Annotated in this window: 25 protein-coding genes (1 of these 25 cut by a window edge); 1 reads left to right on the top strand and 24 read right to left on the bottom strand. The window is 44.6% G+C overall.

The genetic code is table 11. The features are described 5' to 3' along the window. The 13 genes from glmU to metG all read right to left on the bottom strand — a co-directional run bounded on the left by glmU (position 1) and on the right by metG (position 12,089). On the bottom strand, positions 1–1,371 hold the full coding sequence (gene glmU / locus NYE36_RS00315; protein ID WP_004264658.1) for a bifunctional UDP-N-acetylglucosamine diphosphorylase/glucosamine-1-phosphate N-acetyltransferase GlmU: 1,371 nt from the start codon (positions 1,369–1,371) through the stop codon (positions 1–3). Between the two features lie 191 nt (positions 1,372–1,562). Beyond that, positions 1,563–1,856, bottom strand: a complete 294-nt coding sequence (spoVG, locus tag NYE36_RS00310; RefSeq protein WP_004264660.1) for a septation regulator SpoVG — start codon at positions 1,854–1,856, stop codon at positions 1,563–1,565. 194 nt (positions 1,857–2,050) lie between these two features. Continuing rightward, positions 2,051–2,431 (bottom strand): 2-iminobutanoate/2-iminopropanoate deaminase, encoded by a 381-nt coding sequence (gene ridA, locus NYE36_RS00305; protein ID WP_004264663.1) that lies wholly within the window; start codon positions 2,429–2,431, stop codon positions 2,051–2,053. Then, the gene (gene purR / locus NYE36_RS00300) at positions 2,428–3,285 is read right to left on the bottom strand and encodes a pur operon repressor (protein ID WP_004264666.1); all 858 of its coding nucleotides are present in this window, start codon (positions 3,283–3,285) and stop codon (positions 2,428–2,430) included. The genes ridA and purR overlap by 4 nt, the downstream gene beginning before the upstream one ends. Positions 3,286–3,340: 55 nt before the next feature. Continuing rightward, complete coding sequence (gene ispE / locus NYE36_RS00295; protein ID WP_007409927.1) at positions 3,341–4,210, bottom strand: 4-(cytidine 5'-diphospho)-2-C-methyl-D-erythritol kinase; 870 nt, start codon at positions 4,208–4,210, stop codon at positions 3,341–3,343. A 143-nt stretch (positions 4,211–4,353) separates the two neighbouring features. Further along, on the bottom strand, positions 4,354–4,542 hold the full coding sequence (locus NYE36_RS00290; protein ID WP_011996172.1) for a small, acid-soluble spore protein, alpha/beta type: 189 nt from the start codon (positions 4,540–4,542) through the stop codon (positions 4,354–4,356). A 162-nt stretch (positions 4,543–4,704) separates the two neighbouring features. After that, positions 4,705–4,965 (bottom strand): Veg family protein, encoded by a 261-nt coding sequence (locus NYE36_RS00285; RefSeq protein ID WP_003218330.1) that lies wholly within the window; start codon positions 4,963–4,965, stop codon positions 4,705–4,707. 211 nt (positions 4,966–5,176) lie between these two features. Further along, a complete protein-coding gene (yabG, locus tag NYE36_RS00280) occupies positions 5,177–6,052 on the bottom strand; it encodes a sporulation peptidase YabG (RefSeq protein ID WP_015416657.1) in 876 nt (291 codons plus the stop codon). 172 nt (positions 6,053–6,224) lie between these two features. Then, a complete protein-coding gene (gene rsmA / locus NYE36_RS00275) occupies positions 6,225–7,106 on the bottom strand; it encodes a 16S rRNA (adenine(1518)-N(6)/adenine(1519)-N(6))-dimethyltransferase RsmA (RefSeq protein WP_004264694.1) in 882 nt (293 codons plus the stop codon). Continuing rightward, positions 7,096–7,659 (bottom strand): ribonuclease M5, encoded by a 564-nt coding sequence (gene rnmV, locus NYE36_RS00270; protein WP_004264696.1) that lies wholly within the window; start codon positions 7,657–7,659, stop codon positions 7,096–7,098. The genes rsmA and rnmV overlap by 11 nt, the downstream gene beginning before the upstream one ends. 134 nt (positions 7,660–7,793) lie before the next feature. Then, positions 7,794–9,119 carry a G5 and 3D domain-containing protein gene (locus tag NYE36_RS00265; protein WP_099686894.1) on the bottom strand — a complete coding sequence of 442 codons (1,326 nt, stop codon included), beginning with the start codon at positions 9,117–9,119 and terminating at the stop codon, positions 7,794–7,796. Between the two features lie 134 nt (positions 9,120–9,253). Beyond that, positions 9,254–10,021, bottom strand: coding sequence for a TatD family hydrolase (locus NYE36_RS00260; RefSeq protein ID WP_039253034.1), 768 nt, complete (start codon positions 10,019–10,021; stop codon positions 9,254–9,256). 76 nt (positions 10,022–10,097) lie between these two features. After that, positions 10,098–12,089 carry a methionine--tRNA ligase gene (gene metG, locus NYE36_RS00255; protein WP_265451348.1) on the bottom strand — a complete coding sequence of 664 codons (1,992 nt, stop codon included), beginning with the start codon at positions 12,087–12,089 and terminating at the stop codon, positions 10,098–10,100. Positions 12,090–12,571: 482 nt separating this feature from the next. Between metG and abrB the strand changes: the two genes are divergently transcribed. After that, positions 12,572–12,862 carry a transition state genes transcriptional regulator AbrB gene (abrB, locus tag NYE36_RS00250; protein WP_169510469.1) on the top strand — a complete coding sequence of 97 codons (291 nt, stop codon included), beginning with the start codon at positions 12,572–12,574 and terminating at the stop codon, positions 12,860–12,862. A gap of 49 nt (positions 12,863–12,911) precedes the next feature. Here abrB and rsmI read toward each other — a convergent pair whose 3' ends face one another. From rsmI to NYE36_RS00195, 11 genes are all read right to left on the bottom strand, one after another. Further along, positions 12,912–13,793, bottom strand: coding sequence for a 16S rRNA (cytidine(1402)-2'-O)-methyltransferase (gene rsmI, locus NYE36_RS00245; RefSeq protein WP_039253039.1), 882 nt, complete (start codon positions 13,791–13,793; stop codon positions 12,912–12,914). Then, the gene (locus NYE36_RS00240) at positions 13,768–14,067 is read right to left on the bottom strand and encodes a GIY-YIG nuclease family protein (RefSeq protein WP_007409921.1); all 300 of its coding nucleotides are present in this window, start codon (positions 14,065–14,067) and stop codon (positions 13,768–13,770) included. The genes rsmI and NYE36_RS00240 overlap by 26 nt, the downstream gene beginning before the upstream one ends. Further along, positions 14,054–14,797, bottom strand: a complete 744-nt coding sequence (locus NYE36_RS00235; protein WP_004264717.1) for a tRNA1(Val) (adenine(37)-N6)-methyltransferase — start codon at positions 14,795–14,797, stop codon at positions 14,054–14,056. Before NYE36_RS00235 ends, NYE36_RS00240 begins: the two co-directional genes overlap by 14 nt. Before the next feature lie 60 nt (positions 14,798–14,857). Beyond that, complete coding sequence (gene yabA, locus NYE36_RS00230; RefSeq protein ID WP_004264720.1) at positions 14,858–15,217, bottom strand: replication initiation-control protein YabA; 360 nt, start codon at positions 15,215–15,217, stop codon at positions 14,858–14,860. 14 nt (positions 15,218–15,231) lie between these two features. Next, positions 15,232–16,059 carry a competence/sporulation regulator complex protein RicT gene (gene ricT / locus NYE36_RS00225; RefSeq protein ID WP_004264723.1) on the bottom strand — a complete coding sequence of 276 codons (828 nt, stop codon included), beginning with the start codon at positions 16,057–16,059 and terminating at the stop codon, positions 15,232–15,234. 2 nt (positions 16,060–16,061) lie between these two features. After that, positions 16,062–17,051 (bottom strand): DNA polymerase III subunit delta', encoded by a 990-nt coding sequence (holB, locus tag NYE36_RS00220; protein WP_031379324.1) that lies wholly within the window; start codon positions 17,049–17,051, stop codon positions 16,062–16,064. Between the two features lie 11 nt (positions 17,052–17,062). Continuing rightward, on the bottom strand, positions 17,063–17,503 hold the full coding sequence (locus tag NYE36_RS00215) for a DUF327 family protein (RefSeq protein WP_004264730.1): 441 nt from the start codon (positions 17,501–17,503) through the stop codon (positions 17,063–17,065). A gap of 12 nt (positions 17,504–17,515) precedes the next feature. Further along, complete coding sequence (gene darA, locus NYE36_RS00210; protein ID WP_004264734.1) at positions 17,516–17,845, bottom strand: cyclic di-AMP receptor DarA; 330 nt, start codon at positions 17,843–17,845, stop codon at positions 17,516–17,518. Between the two features lie 70 nt (positions 17,846–17,915). Next, the gene (gene tmk, locus NYE36_RS00205; RefSeq protein ID WP_007409918.1) at positions 17,916–18,554 is read right to left on the bottom strand and encodes a dTMP kinase; all 639 of its coding nucleotides are present in this window, start codon (positions 18,552–18,554) and stop codon (positions 17,916–17,918) included. Beyond that, the gene (locus NYE36_RS00200; RefSeq protein WP_094032131.1) at positions 18,551–19,984 is read right to left on the bottom strand and encodes an aminotransferase class I/II-fold pyridoxal phosphate-dependent enzyme; all 1,434 of its coding nucleotides are present in this window, start codon (positions 19,982–19,984) and stop codon (positions 18,551–18,553) included. The genes tmk and NYE36_RS00200 overlap by 4 nt, the downstream gene beginning before the upstream one ends. Before the next feature lie 77 nt (positions 19,985–20,061). After that, on the bottom strand, positions 20,062–20,908 hold the 3' portion of the coding sequence (locus NYE36_RS00195; protein WP_064115727.1) for a toxic anion resistance protein. Its footprint extends 272 nt past the window's final position; the window shows 847 of its 1,119 coding nt (coding positions 273–1,119); the start codon falls outside the window, past its right edge; its stop codon occupies positions 20,062–20,064.

The following is a 20,908-nucleotide window of genomic DNA, read 5'->3' as shown; positions in this document are numbered from 1 at the left end:
TTATTTTTTATGAATGTTTTTCACATAATCTTCTTTATTTACTTGTCTTGCTCTGGCAATGGCAAGCGCTTCGCCCGGCACATCTTCAGTTACGGTTGAACCCGCAGCGACGTACGCGCCTTCTCCCACTGTAACAGGAGCGACCAGATTGGAGTTGCAGCCAATAAAGGCGCCGTCTTCAATTTTGGTTAAATACTTTTTCTTCCCATCATAATTGACCGTGATGGAGCCGCAGCCCAGATTCACATCCGTGCCCACTTCGGCATCACCGATATAGCTTAGATGAGATGCTTTGCTTCGGTCGCCGAATTGTGTTTTCTTGATTTCAACAAAGTTTCCGATCTTCACTTCATTGCCGATTGCGGAATCGGGTCTGATGTGAGCAAAAGGACCGATATTTACATCATTCCCAACTTTGCTGCGATTGACAACGGATTGTTTAATCACAGTGCGGCTGCCGATTGAGCTGTCCTCTATCTCAGTGTGGGGGCCGATGACGCATTCATCGCCGATTTCAGCTTGTCCCTTTAACACAGTTCCGGGATAAATAACTGTATCTTGTCCGATACGTGCGTCAGGTGAGATGTACGTATTCATCGGATCGATTAAAGTGACTCCGTTCTGCATATGCCGTTTGTTAATACGCTCTTTCATATACATTTCAGCCTGAGAAAGAGCGACTCTATCATTCACTCCGAGCGTCTCTTGGAAGTTACCAGTCTGGTAAGCGGCAACAGTTTCGCCTTCGTCTTTGAGGATTTCGATCACATCCGGCAGATAATACTCGCCTTGGGCATTTTCATTCGAAACCTGTTCGATGACACGAAAAAGAGCCTCGTTATCAAAACAGTACGTTCCCGTGTTAATTTCTTTCACAAGACGTTCTTGCTCCGAAGCATCCTTGTGCTCCACGATTTTTTGAACGGCGCCGTCTTCACTGCGGATGATTCTTCCGTATCCGGCGGGATCGTCGGCAACGGCCGTTAACACCGTGGCTTTTGCACCTTTGTCTGTATGTTCATTCAGCATGGCTTCCATCGTCTCCGCCGTCAGAAGCGGTGTATCGCCGCAAATAACGATCGTGACACCCTTTTCTCCGTGAAGAAATGGTTTTGCCTGTTTGACCGCATGAGCCGTACCGAGCTGTTCTGCTTGGAGAGCGTAATCGCTTTTCTGTCCGAGCTGCTTCTTCACATCTTCGGCGCCGTGTCCTACGATGGTGACAAGCTTCGCTAAAGATAATTTCAGAGCTTCGTCTGCGACGTGCTCTACCATAGGCTTTCCGCATACCGGATGAAGGACCTTGTAAAGCTTCGATTTCATTCTCGTTCCTTTTCCGGCAGCTAAAATCACTGCAAACCGCTTATCCATTTAATGGCCTCCAATATCCCTTTTATCCATAGAAAAATATATCCTAAATAGCTGTTGATTTCAAGAAGACATCAAAAAGTGCAAGAATTTTCTATGTAATCGCTTTATTACTGAAAAATCAGATTTAAAAAAGGACTGCCGGAAAAGGCCTTGTGTCAGCCTTTATCAGCAGTCCTTACATTTTGTTATGTTTAAGAAGCCCCGGCTTCTTCATATTCTAATGCTTCAGAATCACCCAAACGATGATACTCATTTAAAACAGCATCCTGGATCTTGCCCCGCGTGCTGGAATTAATAGGATGAGCAATATCGCGGAATTCTCCATCAGGGGTGCGTTTACTCGGCATCGCAACGAAAAGACCATTGTTTCCATCAATCACACGAATATCATGTACGACAAATTCGTGATCCAGCGTGATGGATGCAATCGCTCTCATGCGACCATCGGTATTCACGCGGCGTAATCTTACGTCAGTAACTTCCACAGTAGTTCACCACCTTTTCCCTATATAAAAGCATTAGTCTAACAATTCCACGATTCTTTTTAAATTCCTGCACGTTTCAAAAAGTTTTTTTGAAAATATAGGATATACATACACAATTAGGTGATAAACCATATTTGGGGATCATATACTGCATAAAAAAAGTGATCCCGGAGACGGAACCACTTTTCTGAGATTTAAGATTTCACCAGCGCAATGACTTCAATTTCCACGAGAGCGTCTTTCGGCAGTCTCGCCACTTCCACACAAGACCTTGCCGGCTTATGTACATCAAAGTATTGTCCGTACACCTCATTCACTTCCGCAAACTGCTCCATATCAGCAATAAACACCGTTGCTTTGACAACCGTCTCGAGAGAAGCGCCCGCTTCTTTCAGCACAGCTTTTAAATTGCTGAACACCTGATGCGTTTGCTCTGTGATATCACCGTTTACCATTTCTCCTTCAGCAGTAAGAGGAATCTGGCCTGAGCTGTAAAACATGTTGTTTACGATGATTCCCTGTGAATATGGCCCGATCGCTGCCGGCGCGTGTTTTGTATGGATTGCTTTTGTCATTTTTCTGTCTCCCCATTCTTTAAATGCTGTTCTTTAAAAAATCGCAGAAAATTGCCGTTTTGAATCTCAATCGTTTTGTCTTTCATATTGATGGTTGAAAGCGTGAGCAGTGACATGTATTCATCGACAAGCCGTTCGTTCACTCCCTCGGCTTCAACCAAGACGCCTATTCCCGCAACGTTTGCATTAAACTCATCAAGCAGGCTGATCATGCCGTTAATGGTGCCGCCGGCTTTCATAAAATCGTCAATAATCAAAACGTTCGAACCCGTAGCCAAACTTCTTTTCGCAAGCGACATCGTTTGAATGCGGTTAGACGACCCTGATACATAATTGATGCTCACCGTGGAGCCTTCCGTCACCTTATTGTCTTTTCGCACGATGACAACCGGAACGTTCAGATAACTGGCCGCTGCGTAAGCAAGAGGGATTCCTTTTGTCGCAACGGTCATCACCACATCAATCTCCCGCTCCGCAAAAACGGAAGCAAAAAGCCTGCCTACATGAGAGAGGACAGATGGTTTTCCTAAGATATCCGTTAAATATACATAACCGCCCGGAAGGATACGCTCAGGATTTACTAAAGACTGTCCCAGCTCCTGTATAAACGCTTCTGCTTCAGCCTGTTTCACTTTCGGAATGTATTTGACGCCTCCGGCAGCTCCCGGCACTGTAAGCAGCGTCCCAATGCCTTGCTGTTCAAAGGTCTGTTTAATAATCGTTAAATCTTCACTGATTGATGACTTTGCTGATTGATACCGTTCTGAGAAAAACGTTAACGGTATTAATTCATGCGGATGGGTTAACAAATAATTTGTTAAGTCCACCAATCTGCCGCTGCGACGAAACTTCATGAACTTACCCCCAAAATCCGAATAATTTAAAAATAATATAACTTAACATACGGATTTAATCAAGAGCATTCTGTTCGCCGATCATCCGCACCGCGTACACTTGATCACAGAAACCTCTTAACCCGTTATAAATCCGCTGCACCTTCGATTCGTATTGAACCAAACCGAATACAGTCGGTCCGCTTCCGCTCATTAACACCGCATCAGCGCCGAAGCGTTTCATTTGATTTTTAATCATCGCCACCTCGGGATGGAGGCTGAGCGTAACCGACTCCAATACGTTTCCTAATTGTCCGCATACCTTTTGGAAGCTTTTTTCTTCAATCGCGTCAATCATCGCCTGCACATCAGGATGCCGAACCTGCTGTAAGTTCAGCCGGCGGTACACTTCGGCAGTCGATACCCCGATCGTCGGTTTGGCGAGCACGACCCAGCAATGAGGCGGAGCACTGATGTGCCTGATCTTCTCACCGCGTCCGGTTGCCAGAGCAGTGCCCCCGTATACACAGAAGGACACGTCTGAACCGATTTCAGCTCCAAGCTCCGCGAGCTCTTCGACAGAAAGCTTTAAATCCCAAAGCCTGTTCAGCCCTCTGAGCGTGGCTGCCGCATCGCTGCTTCCGCCGGCAAGCCCTGCCGCTACAGGAATCACTTTTGTAATCATAATGGAAACGCCTTTTTTGACTTGAAACCGTTCTTTAAGCAGTTTGGCTGCCTGATAAGCCAGATTCCTTTGATCATCCGGAACAAAGCGATTATGCGACGCCACTCTGATAACGTTTTCGGGCAGTTCTGTCAGTTCAATCCGATCTGCCAAATCAATTGTCGTCATGATCATCTCCACTTCGTGATAACCATCCGGGCGTTTACTCGTCACATCGAGGGACAGATTGATTTTGGCCGGCGCTTTTTCTAAAATACGCATAGCTTTCACCTACTTCTCCATCTAAACATAAGTATGAACATTGTATCACATTTGGAGACCCGGAGGTACTTATCCGAAATTGACGCCGGTTTTGAATGCCGATAGAAAAAACCGGGGAACGGATTGTCCCCCGGGCCACTGCATTATCGGTTATTTTGGTTCTGAGCCGCCATCTGCTGTTCGGCAATCTCAATCGCGCGTTTTACCATATTCCCGGCGTCACGCGCCCGAATGCCTCCCCAGCCCTCGTTTTTCACCGTATCGTAAAAACCAAGGTCCTTCGCCAGCTCATATTTGAACTCATCTGACATAACTCCACGACGTCTGCCCAAACGAAACAACCCCTTTTATAGAATTGATCACCATTCGTGCACGCCACGATAAAACATGTGACACCTATAGCTTCCGTTTAATCGGCTGAAACTTTCGAGGGAATAATTAGAAGAGCTTTAGAAGGCAAAACAAAAAGCAGTAAACAAAAGGTTCACTGCCCATTAAAATGCTACTGAGCTTGCCGCATCGTCATTGAATGTCAATTCAACAGTCTCAGTCAGAATATCAGCATAACTGTATGAAACTCTTTCAAACGAATTCTCGTCTTGATCTAGTTGTATCACAAAAACAGAAGGGTACGTCTCAGCTAAAATGCCCGAACGCTCAATCGTTTTTCGGCGGCCGCCGTTTGCTTTTAACGTAAGCCGTTTACCTAAATTCCCATCAAGCGATCTTTTTATATCGGACAACGTCTTCGCCATTGCATCCACCTCACTACATTTATTGTACAACAAGAGCCCAATTTTGTCAAATAAAATTTAAATTATATCAACGTTAATAAGTCATTGTCAACAAAATTATTTTGACAAAATTCTATTGATTTCTGCGTTATTTTTCACAAGTTCCGGAAATTTATGTATCAATATGTAAAATAATTAACCCGCATAGCGAAATATATGCGGGTTTTATCACTCATCCATTTGATTTATACGGCATACCGACACGCAGCACACCCTTCGTTTCAATTCCTCCCAGCCCTTTCTCTCTCGTCAGCGTATTTCTCAGAACATCCCATACATTGATCCGCTCCATAAACGGAGTGAAGCTGATTTTCGCGACAATATATACCGGGTCAAGCGCGTGGATATTGACGCGTGACGGAGAACTTGCGAAATTCGCGCCCGCTCTGATTAAAGACTCGAAATGAGATTGGCAGGCCCCCGCGAATATGACCAGCTGATCCAAATGAGGGACTTTACGCCTCGCTCTTTGAACGGTTTCGACAAAGTGTTTGGAATGCCTGTAGGCGCTTAAATCGTTCACGCCTCCCTTATGCTTGGAATATGCATCATGGCCGGTGATGACTAAAATATCCGGCCTGTATTTATCAAGCAGCTCGTCAATTGATGCCGGCATTTTTTTCTCATGGCAATGAATTCCGTATACCGGCACACCGATTTTTTCATAAAAGTTCAGGCACTTTTTCAAATAGGCCTCATCGCCGTCCAGATGCAATACCTTTCCGGGCATATGAAAGTAGTGCTCCTGATGCTGATATTGATTTGTCGCATAATATTCCTGTTTTTCCCGAAGCAGCTTATAATCCTGGCGGAGCAGCTCGAGAGATTCATTCATCCTGCTTTCATCTCTTTTCTTTCTCATGGCCTGTTCGTCTTTTCTGACAGGCTCCAAATCAGAAAAATCAGCATCCGCAATCAATCTGACTTCGTCACCATGCAGGATGGCAATTGAATTTCCGTTGTTTGTTTGTTCTATACCGATAATGCGAAATAAAACATCCATTTGATAGGATTTCCTGGCTACCATATCTCCTATTTGAAATTGCACGTTACCCACTCCACAAATAGACTAAGCCTCATCATGAAAGAAGTCTTGGCAAATACACCTCTTTCCGCTGCGGCGCTTGATGTTTCAAGCTTTTCTTGCAGTTGAATGAATAAGGTTCTCCTCTAGCCTATGTAGCGGCAGTCCAAGTGGTGACGCAAAACAAAAAGCCCTCTTAGAAAAGGGCTTTATGCAATCCGTTGGACAGGAGCGCGAATTCTTCTATGGACAGGGATTCACCGCGCCGCTTTCCGTCAATATTCGTTTCTTGAAGAACTTCTTCAATTTGAGCTTTTTTCTCTTTTCCGCCCGGAAGATTGTTCACAAGGTTGTTAAGCAAGGTTTTCCGGCGCTGTGCGAAGCTTGCTTTAATCAGCTGGAAGAAAAACGGTTCATTATCGACGTCAACCGCCGGGCCGTCACGAAGCAAGAGACGGATGACGGCAGAATCGACATTAGGCTGAGGCACAAACACCGTTTTCGGGACGGTCATGACGGTTTTGGCCTCCGTATAGAACTGAACCGCAATGGAAAGCGATCCGTACTCCTTAGAGGAAGGATCAGCGGCCATTCGCTCAGCGACCTCTTTTTGCAGCATCACGACAATTCCTTTTAACGGAAGATGTTCTTCCAAAAGCTTCATGATGATCGGCGTCGTCACATAATATGGGAGATTCGCCGTCACCATAATTTCATCACAATCCTGAAACTGCTCTTCAATGACAGATTTGACGTCTGCTTTCAGCACATCTTGATGAATGATCGTTACATTGTCATACGGAGACAGCGTATCATTGAGAATGGGCAGCAGGCGCTGATCAATTTCAAACGCGACGACCTTTTTTGCCCGTTTGGCAAGCTGCTCTGTCAGCGCGCCGATTCCGGGCCCGATTTCAATGACTCCGGTCCGATCCGTAATTTCCGCATGGTCCACAATTCTGTCCAATATATTTGTATCAATTAAGAAATTCTGCCCCAGACTCTTTTTAAAAGAGAAACCGTACTTTTTCAGAATTTCCTTCGTTCTGATAGGTGTCGCGATATCTTTATTGTTCATCCTGTTCCTCCTGCCTCATAGCATCGAGCGCATCAATAAAATCACTTCTTTTGATTTGAAACATTTGCAGCCGTTTTTGAAGCTGCTTGCCGTTTGTATAGCCGATCTTCAGCAGGTCGCCCAATCGTTCGCGGCGTCTTTTGGCAGCCGGTCCGCCGATCAGACCGGCCTGTATGACATCTTCAGCTGAAATCTCACTCGGCTTTGCCTCCATCTCTTCATGCACATTTTCCAGACATGCTCTGATGCTTTCAATGGATGCGTGCTCAACGCCAATGCCGCGCTTGTTTTTCGGTTTGGCAAGATGTTTGGGCAGAAATGCGTGTTTACAGCCGGGTACTGCTTCAGAAATGGTTTTCCGGATCTTTTCCCCCGGAAAATCCGGGTCCGTCAGTACGATGACCCCTCTCGTTTCCTGCGCCAGCCGAATCTGTCTGATGACTTCGTCTCCGATTGCGGAACCGTTTGTCTCGATCGTATCCGCATCAACGGCAAGTTTTATGCGCGCAGTGTCATCGCGTCCCTCGACTACAATAATTTCTTTAATTTTCATTACTTCCTCCAAAAAAACTTTTTATATCCAAAACGAAACCTTTGCTTACATGTCACGTCTAATATACTGAAAATACACTTTACCTATTATAACGAAAAAAACAGAGGGCGCAAAACCCTCTGAGTGAATCGGAATTAATTTAAGATTTTTATTTTGACCTGTTTCTTTCCCCAGCGGTAAGCTGAAGATTTTTCAGGGAAAAAGACATCAATCCGTCTTCCTTTAATGGCTGAGCCTGTATCAGCGGCCACGGCATCCCCGTATCCGTCTACGTGGACTCTTGTGCCGAGCGGAATGACGCTTGGGTCTACCGCAATGACTTTAGCATTCGGATTGCTTGTCAGGTTAACGCCTGTAGCCGTATGGCCGGAACAGCCGCTGCAGCTTGCGGTATAAGCCGTGGAAGACACGGTAATCACTTTACCGGAAGATCCGGTTTCGCCAGAAGATGCCTTCACAGGTGCACTGAGCTGCTCAATCTTGGGACTGTGCCGCTTTGTGCCGACCGCAATGATTTGATCTTTGCTTTTTTCAGATGTTTCTTCTTTAACAAGCTTTCTTGAAACTTCTTTTCCATTTTCTTTGACAACATGAAAATGCTTTTTAAGTTTGCCTTCTTTTCCTTTTTGAACGATCTTTTCTTTCCCGCTGTCGAGAGACGCATCTTCTTTTTCTTTCACTTGATACGCTATTTTTTCCTCAACTACATCGGTGACTTTTTCGATACGAGTGATTTGTATGCCGGCCTGATTTTTTGTGAGCTTTTCGTGTAATGCCGGTTTTACTTTATCTTCGTCTTTCATGTCCATCTTATGCTGCGTTAAAAAGTCAGCGACCGTAGTCGAAGTCGTCCATATTTTCTTTTTCTTTCCCGCATCATTTACAGTGACCCGAAAAGCCGGGTCGACCGTGACTTTCATGCCGTTTGTCACTTTCGTATCTGCTGCTGGATCTATTTTATCGTGCTGATTCACAGGTGTATGCTGTTCATTCAGAAATGCGCCGACTGTTTTTGCCGTTGACCATAAAGTCTTTTCTTCTCCGCCTCTTGTCACACGGATCTGCTTTGCAGCTTCATACACGACATTCATGTTGTCTGCCAATGCTGTCTGCTTAGACGGGGTAATCCGGTCTTCATTTCTCGTCTCTATATGTAAATCTTCCAGAAGTTCCCCAACCGTTTTTGCATGAGTGCGTATTTGCTTTTTCTTGCCGTTGATGGAAACAGAAACTGATTGTTTTGAGAGCTCATGTGCCCCGTATGCAGTCCCGGTTCCGCCCAGCAGAATAATAGCTGCAATAAGAATAACCTTGCTTTTACCAAGCTTTACGGAAAACAGTTTTTTCATTTTTTGTGTGATGAAAAACGCCTCCTTCTCCTCGGAGAGATTATATAGAGTATCTAAAATGCTGTCAACCCTCCCATCTCGAAGATGAAAAACCTTCAGCGTATCCCTCATTATGCAAAAACAAAGCAAAAAAAGGAAGAGAGACATATCGACAACCTATCTTATGAGGAGAAGGAAGCTTGTAGAACCGTTTTACATATCCACTGAATCGGACAAGCCTTTACACGTTACGACAGCGCATTCTGTCAGTTCATGCGGAAAAGTCTTTTTGCGTTTTCAGTTGTAATTGAGGCAATTTCTTCATATGTCAGCCCTTTTAATTCAGCGAGCTGTTCAGCAACATATTTTACGTAGCTTGGCTCATTTCGTTTACCGCGGAAAGGATGCGGTGTCAGGAAAGGACAGTCCGTTTCAATCAGCAAACGGTCATTCGGAATTTCCTTTGCTGCTTCTTTTGGTTTCTTTGCATTTTTGAAGGTAACCGGTCCGCCGAATGAAATATAAAAATTCATATCCATACACTGCCGCGCAACCTCCGCGCTCCCCGTAAAGCAGTGCATAATACCGCCGACTTCTTCCGCCCCCTCTTCTTTCAAAATCGTGACAACATCTTCCGTTGCATCACGATTATGAATGATAATTGGAAGGTTCACTTCTTTGGCGAGAGCGATTTGTTTCCGGAATACTTCTTTCTGAATGTCTTTTGGTGATTTATCCCAGTGGTAATCAAGGCCCATCTCTCCGATTGCCACAACTTTTTCGTGAGAGGACAGTTCCTTAATCCATGATAAATCTTCCTCTGTCATGTCAATTGCGTCTACCGGATGCCAGCCGATCGCAGCGTATATAAAGTCATATTCCTCAATCAGCTCCATCGCACGCGTGATAGTGGGTTTGTCGAAGCCGACAACGACGATTCGTTCAACTTCTTCAGCCTTTGCACGCGCAATGACTTCCTCTAAGTCTGTGTCAAATTGCTCGGCATTTAAGTGCGCATGTGTATCAAAAAGCATCATAAAAACTCCTTTCTTGTTGAAAAACAAAAGGTGTTCGACGGAATGTTACACGTGAAACACCTTTTGCATCTATTTATTTAATTCGAGTGCCTTTCGGTAATGACTGGTCGACAGCTACAACTTTGAGAACGCCGTCTGATTCTCCTGCCAGTATCATTCCTTGAGAAAGCTCACCTCTCAGTTTTACCGGTTTTAAATTCGTTACACAAATGATCTTCATTCCCACAAGCTGATCAGGTGTGTAATGCTTCGCGATACCTGATACAACTTGGCGCTGTTCAAAGCCCAGATCAATTTGCAATTTCAGCAGCCGATCTGCTTTTTTCACCGGCTCTGCGGACAAGACTTCTGCGACGCGAAGTTCTGTATCCATAAATTGATCAAACGTAATTTCAGGAAGACGCTCTGCTTCTTGCGGCTCTTCCGCCTTTTCTTCTTTAGCAGGAGCAGTTCCTTGCATTTTTTGCTTGATGTAAGCTACTTCCTCTTCAGCTTCAAGACGAGGGAAAAGCGGTTCCCCTTTTTTCACTTTCGCGTTCTTCAATTGACCGAATGTCTGAATGCTGTCCCATGCTTTAAGGGACTGACCCTCAACTCCGAGCTGGGCAAACATTTTTTCAGGCGTTTGTGTCAAGAAAGGCTGGAGCAATACGGCTGAGATACGTAAAGATTCAGCTAAATGATACATGACGGAACGTAATTCTTTTTCTTTTTCCTGATCTTTAGCAAGCACCCACGGAGCAGTTTCATCAATATATTTGTTCGTACGGCTGATTAATTGCCATAGCGTTGATAAAGCGACTGAAAACTCCATTTTTTCCATTGCCTTTTCATAAGCTTTAACCGTTTCACCGGCTACAGAAGAAAGCTCTGAATCAAAATCGGTCACATTTCCTTCATATGAACCAATCTCACCGTCAAAATATTTTTGGATCATTGCAACTGTACGATTCAGAAGGTTTCCTAAGTCGTTCGCCAAGTCATAATTAATCCGTTCTACGAAACCTTCCGGCGTAAAGACACCGTCTGAACCGAACGGTACTTCGCGAAGCAGGTAATAGCGAAGTTCATCCAATCCGTAGCGTTCAATTAACGTTACCGGATCAACGACATTTCCTTTTGATTTCGACATTTTTCCGTCTTTCATCAATAACCAGCCATGCGCGAATACTTGCTTAGGCAGCGGGAGATCAAGCGCCATCAGCATAATCGGCCAGTAAATGGTATGAAAACGGACAATTTCTTTACCGACAAGGTGGACGTCAGCCGGCCAGTACTTTTTGTAAAGCTCATCATTTTCCGTATCATAACCGAGCGCTGTAATATAGTTGAACAGTGCGTCAATCCATACATACACGACATGCTTCGGATTTCCCGGCACTTTTACGCCCCAGTCGAACGTCGTTCTGGAAACGGCCAAGTCTTCAAGCCCCGGTTTAATGAAGTTGTTAATCATTTCATTTTTGCGTGATTCAGGCTGGATGAAAGAAGGATTTTCCTCATAAAACTTCAGCAGGCGGTCTGCGTATTTGCTCATGCGGAAGAAGTATGACTCCTCTTTGATTAATTCGACCGGATGGCCGCTGTCCGGGCTTTTTCCGCCGACAACCTCACCCTTCTCATTTCTTTCCACATCCACCAGCTGTGTTTCCGTATAGAATGTTTCATCAGGGATGCTGTACCAGCCCTCATACTCATCCAGGTAAATGTCACCATTATCAAGAAGTTTTTGAAACACTTTCTCGATAATTTCTTTGTGCCGGCTTTCCGTCGTCCGGATGAAATCATCGTGAGAAATGTCGAGCTGCTTCCATAGTTTTTGGATTTCAGCAACTGCACGATCCACATAAGCTTGAGGCGTGATATTCTCTTCCTCCGCTTTCTGCTGGATTTTCTGTCCGTGCTCATCCGTTCCGGTTAAGTAGCGTACGTCAAATCCTTTTAATCTTTTGTAACGCGCCATCGCATCGCCGGCCACGGTAGTATAAGCATGGCCGATATGTAATTTTCCGCTCGGATAATATATCGGGGTTGTAATATAAAAAGTATTATTGTCTTGCGGCATGTTGCAACCTCCCATTCAGAATGTCGAAAAGCTCACGCCCAAAGGACGAGAGCGGTTTTATTTGATATACAATATTGATATTTGTCCTCTATCTATGATACCATCTTAGCCTTTAAGATCAAGGATATATACGTACTGCGCGTAAAAGAGTAAATAAAATTAAAAATTTTTATTGAAATTAAAAAAAGTCTTAACATGTCGAATTTTGTCGTTTATAATCTACTAATATAAAACATCTTGGTTCGAAAGTCTTGATTTAAAAGGATTTTCAGTAGGATAATAGGTTCGAAAAAGCAGTCAAAAAGCCTGTTATTTCAGGATTTCCAAGGCTTTACTTACTATAAGAACTAATTCTTACAAACAATAGCAAACAAAAAGATTGACGATTATTGGAAACCTTGTTATGCTAGGAATGTAAGGAATTTTGTCGAATAATGACGAAGAAAAATATAAACTACAAATAATTATCTCTCGGGAGGAGACTGTTAATGAAATCTACTGGTATCGTACGTAAAGTTGATGAACTTGGACGCGTAGTTATCCCAATCGAACTTCGCCGTACACTGGGCATCGCAGAAAAAGACGCTCTTGAAATTTATGTTGATGATGAAAAAATCATCCTTAAAAAATATAAACCAAACATGACTTGCCAAGTAACTGGTGAAGTTTCTGACGATAACCTTAAACTTGCCGGCGGCAAATTGGTACTCAGCAAAGAGGGCGCTGAGCAAATCATCTCTGAAATTCAAAACCAGCTTCAAAACCAAAAATAAGCTATTTCATACAAAAACCGTTCTTGTTACGATACAAGAACGGTTTTTTTTATGATTGAATGTGATAAGCGTCATAAATCTCGCGTTTCGGCACGTCCCGATCTACCGCTGTTTGTTTTATGGCCTGTTTGGAAGAAGATCCTTCATTTATGTAATGCTCCACATGTTCTTTCTCAGAAAGCTCCGTCCACCAAGGCTTTTCCTCTTCATCCGGTTCAGCGGTTTGATTTCCTTCGACAACGAGACAGAACTCACCGCGGATTTGATCTTCATTAGCCCATTCCATCACCTCGGCGATGGTTCCTCTGATGAATTCCTCGTACTTTTTCGTTAATTCTCTCGTGACGGCGATGGTTCGATTACCCAAAACATCATGCATTGCTGTTAATGTTTCTTTTAATCTGTGCGGCGCTTCGTAAAATATCATCGTTTCCTGCCGTTTTTTCAGGATTTCGAGTTCTTTCTTCTTTTCTTTTTTCTGTCTGTTTAAAAATCCGTAGAAGAAAAACGGCTGCGGGGTGATGCCTGATGCGGTCAGCGCGGTTAATGCCGCATTAGCACCCGGAAGCGGAACGACATATCCGCCGATTTGGGTGAAATCTCTCACAATCTCAGCCCCCGGGTCGGAAATTGTCGGCATGCCGGCATCACTGACCAATGCCACATTCTTTCCGTTTTTCAGCCATTCAATGATTTTATGGCCGCTGCTTTCTTTATTATGTTCATGATAGCTGATGAGAGATGTTTCTATATCATAAACATGGCACAGCTTTTTCGTCTGTCTCGTATCTTCGGCAGCTATGACATCGGCCGATTTCAGCGTCTCTACTGCACGAAAGGTCATGTCCTCCAAATTGCCGATCGGTGTAGGAACAAGGTACAGAGTTCCCATTTCAGATTTTCCGTTAAAACTCATCTGGCGTCTTAACATATACAGCCTCCTTGCTGCGTCGTTTTTCTTCTATATATTGCTCTTTTTTCTTTCGGGTCAGCTGTTTAAAACGGTATTCCGCCTGCATCGCTTCCCGTTTTGTTTCAAATGATTCCGCATGGCATAACGAAACCGGCCGCCGCGCCCTTGTGTACTTCGCACCCTTTCCCTCATTGTGGGTTTTCAGCCGTTTTTGCAGATCATTTGTATAACCGGCATACAGACTGTTGTCATTGCACAGCAGCACATAAAAGAAATGACTATTTGTCTCCATATAAAATCGTGCGGATCTCTTTCGTATATTCATTTTGTTCATTGTATACGAACAGCGGGGGAAGAATTTTGAGATCAGGGCGGCCGCCTTTAATTCCTTCAACCAAAATGGTATTCGCTTCTTTACCTTGTTTCGGATAAATAAACTGAACCCGTTTCGGTTCTATTCGGTACGCTTTCATTAATTCAAAGATTTCCAAAAGCCTCCCCGGCCGATGAACGAGAGCCGCTTTTCCGCCTTGCTTCAGCAGTTTGCTGCTGACGGAAATCACATCTTCAAGCGTGCAAAGAATTTCGTGCCTTGCGATTCTGAGATGCTCGTTCAGGTTCTGCTCCGCCTCTTTCGGTGTTTTAAAATAAGGCGGATTGCAGGTGACAACATCATATTTATTATGTCCGAGTCTTTCCGGCATATTTTTCAGATCATCATGAATGAGACTGATCTGACCGCCCAGCCCGTTGTATTCCACGCTTCGGAGCGCCATATCATACAAGCGTTCCTGAATTTCAACCCCGGTGATATCGGCTTTTGACCTTGTGCTGAGCAAAAGCGGCACAATGCCGTTCCCCGTGCATAAATCAACGATGTTCCCCTTTTGAATCGGAACGTATGCAAACTTAGACAGCAGCACGGCATCTAATGAAAAAGCGAAAACCGTCGGACTCTGTACTATTTTCATATCCTCTGCTAATAAGTAATCCAATCTTTCATCATCACGTAATGAAACCATAATCTTATTCCTTTCGGCACTCTTTGAAAAAGGCTTCCGACATCAGCGGAAGCCTTTTCCTTATTTTTTATTTAAGAAGGACAGACAAAAAAGGCAATCTCCCTTGCGGACGCTCCCATAATGGACGTTGCAAATATGAAAGCCTTCTTGATACAGCCGGGCCAGATTGTCGTACCCTTCTCCTATATCACTCTGCTCTGCCTTCTGTGTTTTTGTTTCTTTCTGGTCGGCTTTGAATTTCTCAATTTGCTCTGTCGTATCATCAAGCCGTTTACGCAAATGCTTATTTTCAAGCTGAAGATGGTGATTCTCTTCAATCATTTCGCCGATATGCTGCTTTAAGTCACCCAGCTGACGGTACAGCGAACCGATTTGTTCCTCCAGGTTTATGACAGTATCAAATAACTCTTTTTTATCCAAGGTTCCACACCTCGTTAATCTGTGGTTTGTGCGGATACGACGCCCTCTTCCAAGAGCTCTTCCCAAGTATATTCTATCACTTTTTCACGATTCTTCAGTTCCACCTGAAGCACCCGTTCCAGAATATTAAGACCGACAACCTTTGCGGGGCCGTTTGCCGTCGTAATCATTTCGCCTAAATCCGGCAGCTGTTCTTTTGCCGTCTCATACTCATCATTTTCGTACTTCAAACAGCACATCAAACGGCCGCACAGACCGGAAATCTTCGTTGGGTTCAACGATAAATTTTGATCCTTCGCCATTTTGATGGACACCGGTTCAAAATCACCGAGGAACGTGGAGCAGCAAAGCATTCTCCCGCATGGTCCGATACCGCCGAGCATTTTCGCCTCGTCCCTCACCCCGATTTGGCGCAATTCGATTCTCGTTTTAAAGATAGAAGCCAAGTCTTTGACCAATTCCCTGAAATCAACCCGTCCGTCTGCTGTAAAGTAAAAAATGACTTTATTGCGGTCAAATGTAAACTCAACATCAACCAGCTTCATATCTAAGCCGTGGTCAGCCACTTTTTTCTGACAGACTTCAAAAGCGGACAGGGCCTCCTGTTTGTTTTCTTCTACAATGAGAAGATCGCGTTCATCAGCAACGCGTATGACCTTTCGAAGCGGAAGCACAACATCATGCTCGTCCACTTGTTTATTTGCGATGACAACCTGCCCGTATTCGACACCTCTTACGGTTTCAACAATGACGCAGCTGTCTTGTTCTATATCAAATCCGTTCGGATCAAAATAATAAATTTTCCCCGCTTTTTTAAAGCGGACGCCTATTACGTTGTACAAGCTTATCCCTCCTGCAACGTTAACACCAAGTGCTCCATTAATCCCTGCACATTCACATTGGAATGAAGCCGTTTTTTTGCTTCTAAAACAGCGAGAATTTGGTTCGTAACGCTTTGTTGTGTAAATTGCAGCGCATGCTGTTTTATTGATTGGAATAAGTCTTGATAAATCAGTTTATCTTCATTTCCAATTTGGATGGATAATACATCACGGTATATCAATAAGAGCATATCAAGACCCATTTCTTGATGGGTTTTTTCTTTGAAAAAGGGCACCCACTGATCCTGAATGAAGAAAAAGGCATGTCCTTTCCGCTGATGTAAGACTTCATACAATTTTATCACTTTCGCTCTGGACTCTGCAAACTCATCATTTCGACTTAATTCGACTGCTTCCGCAATATTATTTGTCATATTTGCTAAGAGCCGGGCCATGTGAGGGCTCACTTCCTGTTCAATCAGTCTTTCTTCTATGGCTTTCGGCTGAAGCGGCTGGAACGGAAGGACCTGACATCTCGAAACGATGGTATCCAGTATTCGGTGGAGCTGCTCAGTAATAAGAATTGCGATGGTATCTTGACTCGGCTCCTCTAAAAATTTCAGCAGACTGTTTGCCGCATTTGTCGTCATTTGGTCCGCATGGGATATAATGTACAGCTTTTTATGCGATTCCAGTCCTGTTTTAGAAAACTCTTCCTGAAGCGATTGGATCTGAGCCTTTTTAATGGATAATCCGTCGGGCTGAACCACATGGAGGTCGGGATGGTTTCCGGATTCAATACGCTTACAGTTCCGGCACTCCCCGCAAGGCTCAGTCCCGCCTTCAAGGCAAAAAAAGCTTTTTGCGAGAAGCAGTGCGGCATCCAATTTGCCCGTACCTTTTTTGCCTTCAAACAAATATGCATGAGAAAGCCTTTTCTTTTCAATGCTGTTATGCAAAAGCCGCATCACTCTGGGCTGCTGCCCGGTCATTTCCTTCCATGATATTGCCATTGTATCACTCTCTATGTGTAAAGGTTAATCAATAAACCTTTTATTTCTCCGATTCGATCCAGCAAATCAATTGCCGGTTTTTCCTGATCTAACATTTCTTCTGTCAGCTGAAGCAGTTTTTCATCTATTTCTTTCACAAGCCCCAGAGTCCGGCTGCTTCCGTACAGGTCAAAGCTTTTCTCCGTCTCATGCGATAATCCGCTGTCTACGGCCTCTTTTACAAAACGTTTTACCAATCCTTTGAATTTCGCTAAGTCTTTGAAGTTTCTCGACTTCGTCAGCCTTTTCCCGAACGTTTCTATATCCGTTAAGAACCTGCTCAGCTGATCAAATTTCAGCTTGCTGCTTTGGCTGTCCATTGAACTTTTAAATGTTCCGGAAAGCTCTGCCGCTTTATAAGCAGGCTGCTGCTTTTTCTCAATAAATGTACGTAAGTCAGAATTTATTTTCACGTCGTCAAATCCTTAAAATTGATGAAATTCATCGACCGGGAGGACAAAGACCGTCGCTCCGCCGACTTCCACTTCGACGGGATATGGAACGTAGGAATCCGCATTCCCGCCCATCGGGGATACCGGGGCAATCATCTGATCACGTTTACAGCCATTCTCTTTAATGAGGCTGAGCGCTTTATCGACACGGATATCTTCCACCCCGATCATAAACGTCGTATTGCCTGATTTAAGGAATCCGCCTGTTGTCGCAAGCTTCGTCACCCTGAAGTTGTGGTCGGTTAATACTTTCAAAAGCCTGTTGCTGTCCTGATCCTGCACCACTGCCACTATTAGTTTCATTCTCTAGGCCCCCTTTAGGTTGGAAAGAACATTATCGTTACATTCATTATAGCAACTTATGAGAAACAGGTCACAACTGAATTTTTTTCAATGCTTCATTTATCACTTGAAGTGCGTCCTGAATGACGAGTTCCTTCTTTTTCGATGCGTCGATTGTATGGAATCTTTCCGGAAAACGCTGCATGACCTTTTGGTATCCTTCCCGTACTTTCGTATGAAAGTGCAGGGCCTCAAGATCGAGACGATTCTTCTCTCTTGAATCATTCGACGTAATCCGTTTCAACCCTTCTTCCGGCTCAATAGAAAAATAGATGGTAACATCAGGCATCGTATCGCCGATTGCAAACTGGTTGATAGAAAGAACTTCATCAATGCCGAGCCCTCTCGCATAGCCTTGATAAGCCAGAGAACTGTCAATGAAACGATCGCACAGCACAATGCGGCCTTCTTTCAATGCAGGCTGCACCTTTTCGACTAAATGCTGTCTTCTCGCCGCAGCGTAAAGCAGCGCCTCCGTTTTTGCATCCATCAGTGTATTGTTTTTATTTAAGATCACTTCTCTGATCTGTTCCGCAATGTCGATGCCGCCCGGTTCTCTTGTCGCTGTCACCGGGAGCCCCTCTGCCGACAAAATCTCTTTCATTTCCTGAAGCACAGTCGTTTTCCCTGCACCTTCAGGACCTTCAAATGTTATAAATAAACCGCTCATGATTTCTCCTCTTCTATATAGACAAGTAATTGTTCCCCGTTTAACAAGCCTTGAATATGCGCGTCCATGCCGATTAAACGGGAAAGCTTTTGTACGATCTCTTCTGTTATCCGTTCTCCGTCCATGATCAGCGGAATTCCCGGCGGATAAGGAATAATGTTGCCCGCATGCAAGCGCCCGGCCGCCTTATTTATATCTGCAGGCTCTTTTGTAAACTTCCGCATCTCATTTTGCGGGTATTCAAGTGTCGAAATGGACGGAAATGTCCAATTCACGGCATCCGGCAATTTATCGGGCGGTGTATTCTCCAGTTTCTGCTGTATGTTTCTTACGGTTGCCTGTTCTATCATCCGCCGGCCGCCTATCGGCAGTACGAGCAATACTTGGTACTCGTCAGCCAGCTCGGCAACAATGTCTTCACTCTCCAAAATGCGTTGTAATGAATAGCCGGAATGTCCGAGCTTTGACCGAAGAATTAATTTTAACGGGTCCGCCCGCAGCCCATATCCGGAAGGCTCGATTATTTCAATAGAAGAAATTGATGCGAACCTTCGTTTGATATTCTCAATGTGCTCCATATGAACGGGAAGTGTCCCTTTTTCAGCAATATCCTGCACATAAGCGCGCGCCGTGTCTAAAGATGCCATAATCGGGTATGACGGGCTGCTGCTTTGCAAACTGCTTACATAATAAGTTAATCGATCTCTGTCAATTCTGGTGCTGTTCAAATGAAAGTAAGACCCCATCGTCATAGCCGGAAGCGTTTTGTGAGCCGATTGAACAACGGCGTCTGCCCCCATAGCCAATGATGAAGGCGGGAAAGGCCGGCCTAACACAAAGTGAGCCCCATGTGCCTCATCCACCAGTACAGGAACGCCGTATGAATGGGCTTTGTTAACTGCCGCAGTCAAATCGGCAGCATGCCCGTAGTAAGTCGGATTGGTCAGAACAAGTCCTTTCGCGTTCGGATATGACGCCAGCGCTTTTTCGATGACTGAAAGGGATACATGTGCCGGCACATGCATGTTTTCATCGATTTCCGGCGCCAAATAAACCGGCTTGGCTCCGGCCAATGCCACCGCATGGAAAACAGACTTGTGACAATTACGCTGGATCAGAATGGGTTCACCCGGTTCACACACAGCTAAAATCATCGCCAGATTGCCGGCGGTCGTTCCATTGACGAGAAAGAAACTTTCCTGAGAGCCGTAAAATCTGCTCACCAAATCCTGCGCTTCCTTAATGACCCCCGTCGGGTGATGCAAGTCATCAAGACCCGTGATCTCAGTCATATCAATAGATAAAAGAGATTGATATACAGATTTGGCTTCATCAAAAAAGACATCTCCATTGTGATGTCCCGGAACATGAAAAGAATACGTATTTCGGTGCGCATGCTTCATCAGCGCTGTATATAAAGGTGTGTCCATTTTTAAACAAATCCTTTGCCTGTCTTTCTTATTATATCGTGCCTGCGAGCCAACTTAAAGCTAAGACTTTTTGGCATCTAGCCGTTATCCCGGCCGGATCTCATATCAAGCAGCTTCTTTTTTAAATCGCCTTCCATGATAACAAGCTCCTCCTCGGCACGCCTGCGTTTCATCCTGCCTTCTTCTTGAATAGACATGATTTCTTCAAGTGTGCTGACTAAGCTTTCCTGCACTTTTTTGAGGGTTTCTGCCTCAACAAGTCCGCGCTCATTGGCTTTCGCGGTCTCGACTGTACTTGTTTTCAGAAGTTCAGCGTTTTTCAGCAGCAATTGATTTGTCGTATCCGCCGCCTTCTGCTGCACATCTGCCGCACTCCGCTGCCTCATAAGCGTCAGCGCGATGGCGACTTGATTCTTCCATAAAGGAATAGCCGTAACAATGGAGGACTGAATTTTCTCTGCCAGTGCCTGATTTGTGTTTTGAATCAGGCGGATTTGCGGCGCACTCTGAAGCGTAATCTGCCTGCTCAGCAGCAGATCATGCACCCTCTTATCCAGACGGTCGGCAAACTGGCGAAGATCATTCACTTCCTGCGCGGCCATTTGATTGTGTTCTTGTAATTCGGCTTTTCTTGCCGCTTCGGGTATCAGCTTTGTTTTCAGCTCATCTAATTTTAATTCCCCCGCTGCTATATACATAGTTAAATCAGTAAAGTACTGTTTATTTTGGGCGTACAGCTGATCTAACAATTTATTGTCACTCAACAGCACATTTTTAGAATGTTCCAGTCTTCTGCTGATACGGTCAATCTGCACACTTGTCTTTTGATATTTCGAAAGCACTTCCTGCACAGAACCGGACACCCTTTTAAACAGCCGGGCGAAAAACCCTTTGTTCTTCATCTGCAGATCATCAGGGTTTACC

It is taken from the genome of Bacillus sp. FSL R5-0593 (genome assembly GCF_038603755.1).
Lineage (GTDB): Bacteria > Bacillota > Bacilli > Bacillales > Bacillaceae > Bacillus > Bacillus velezensis.
Note: the sequence above shows the minus strand (reverse complement) of the source record. Positions and strands in the feature narration are given on the sequence as shown.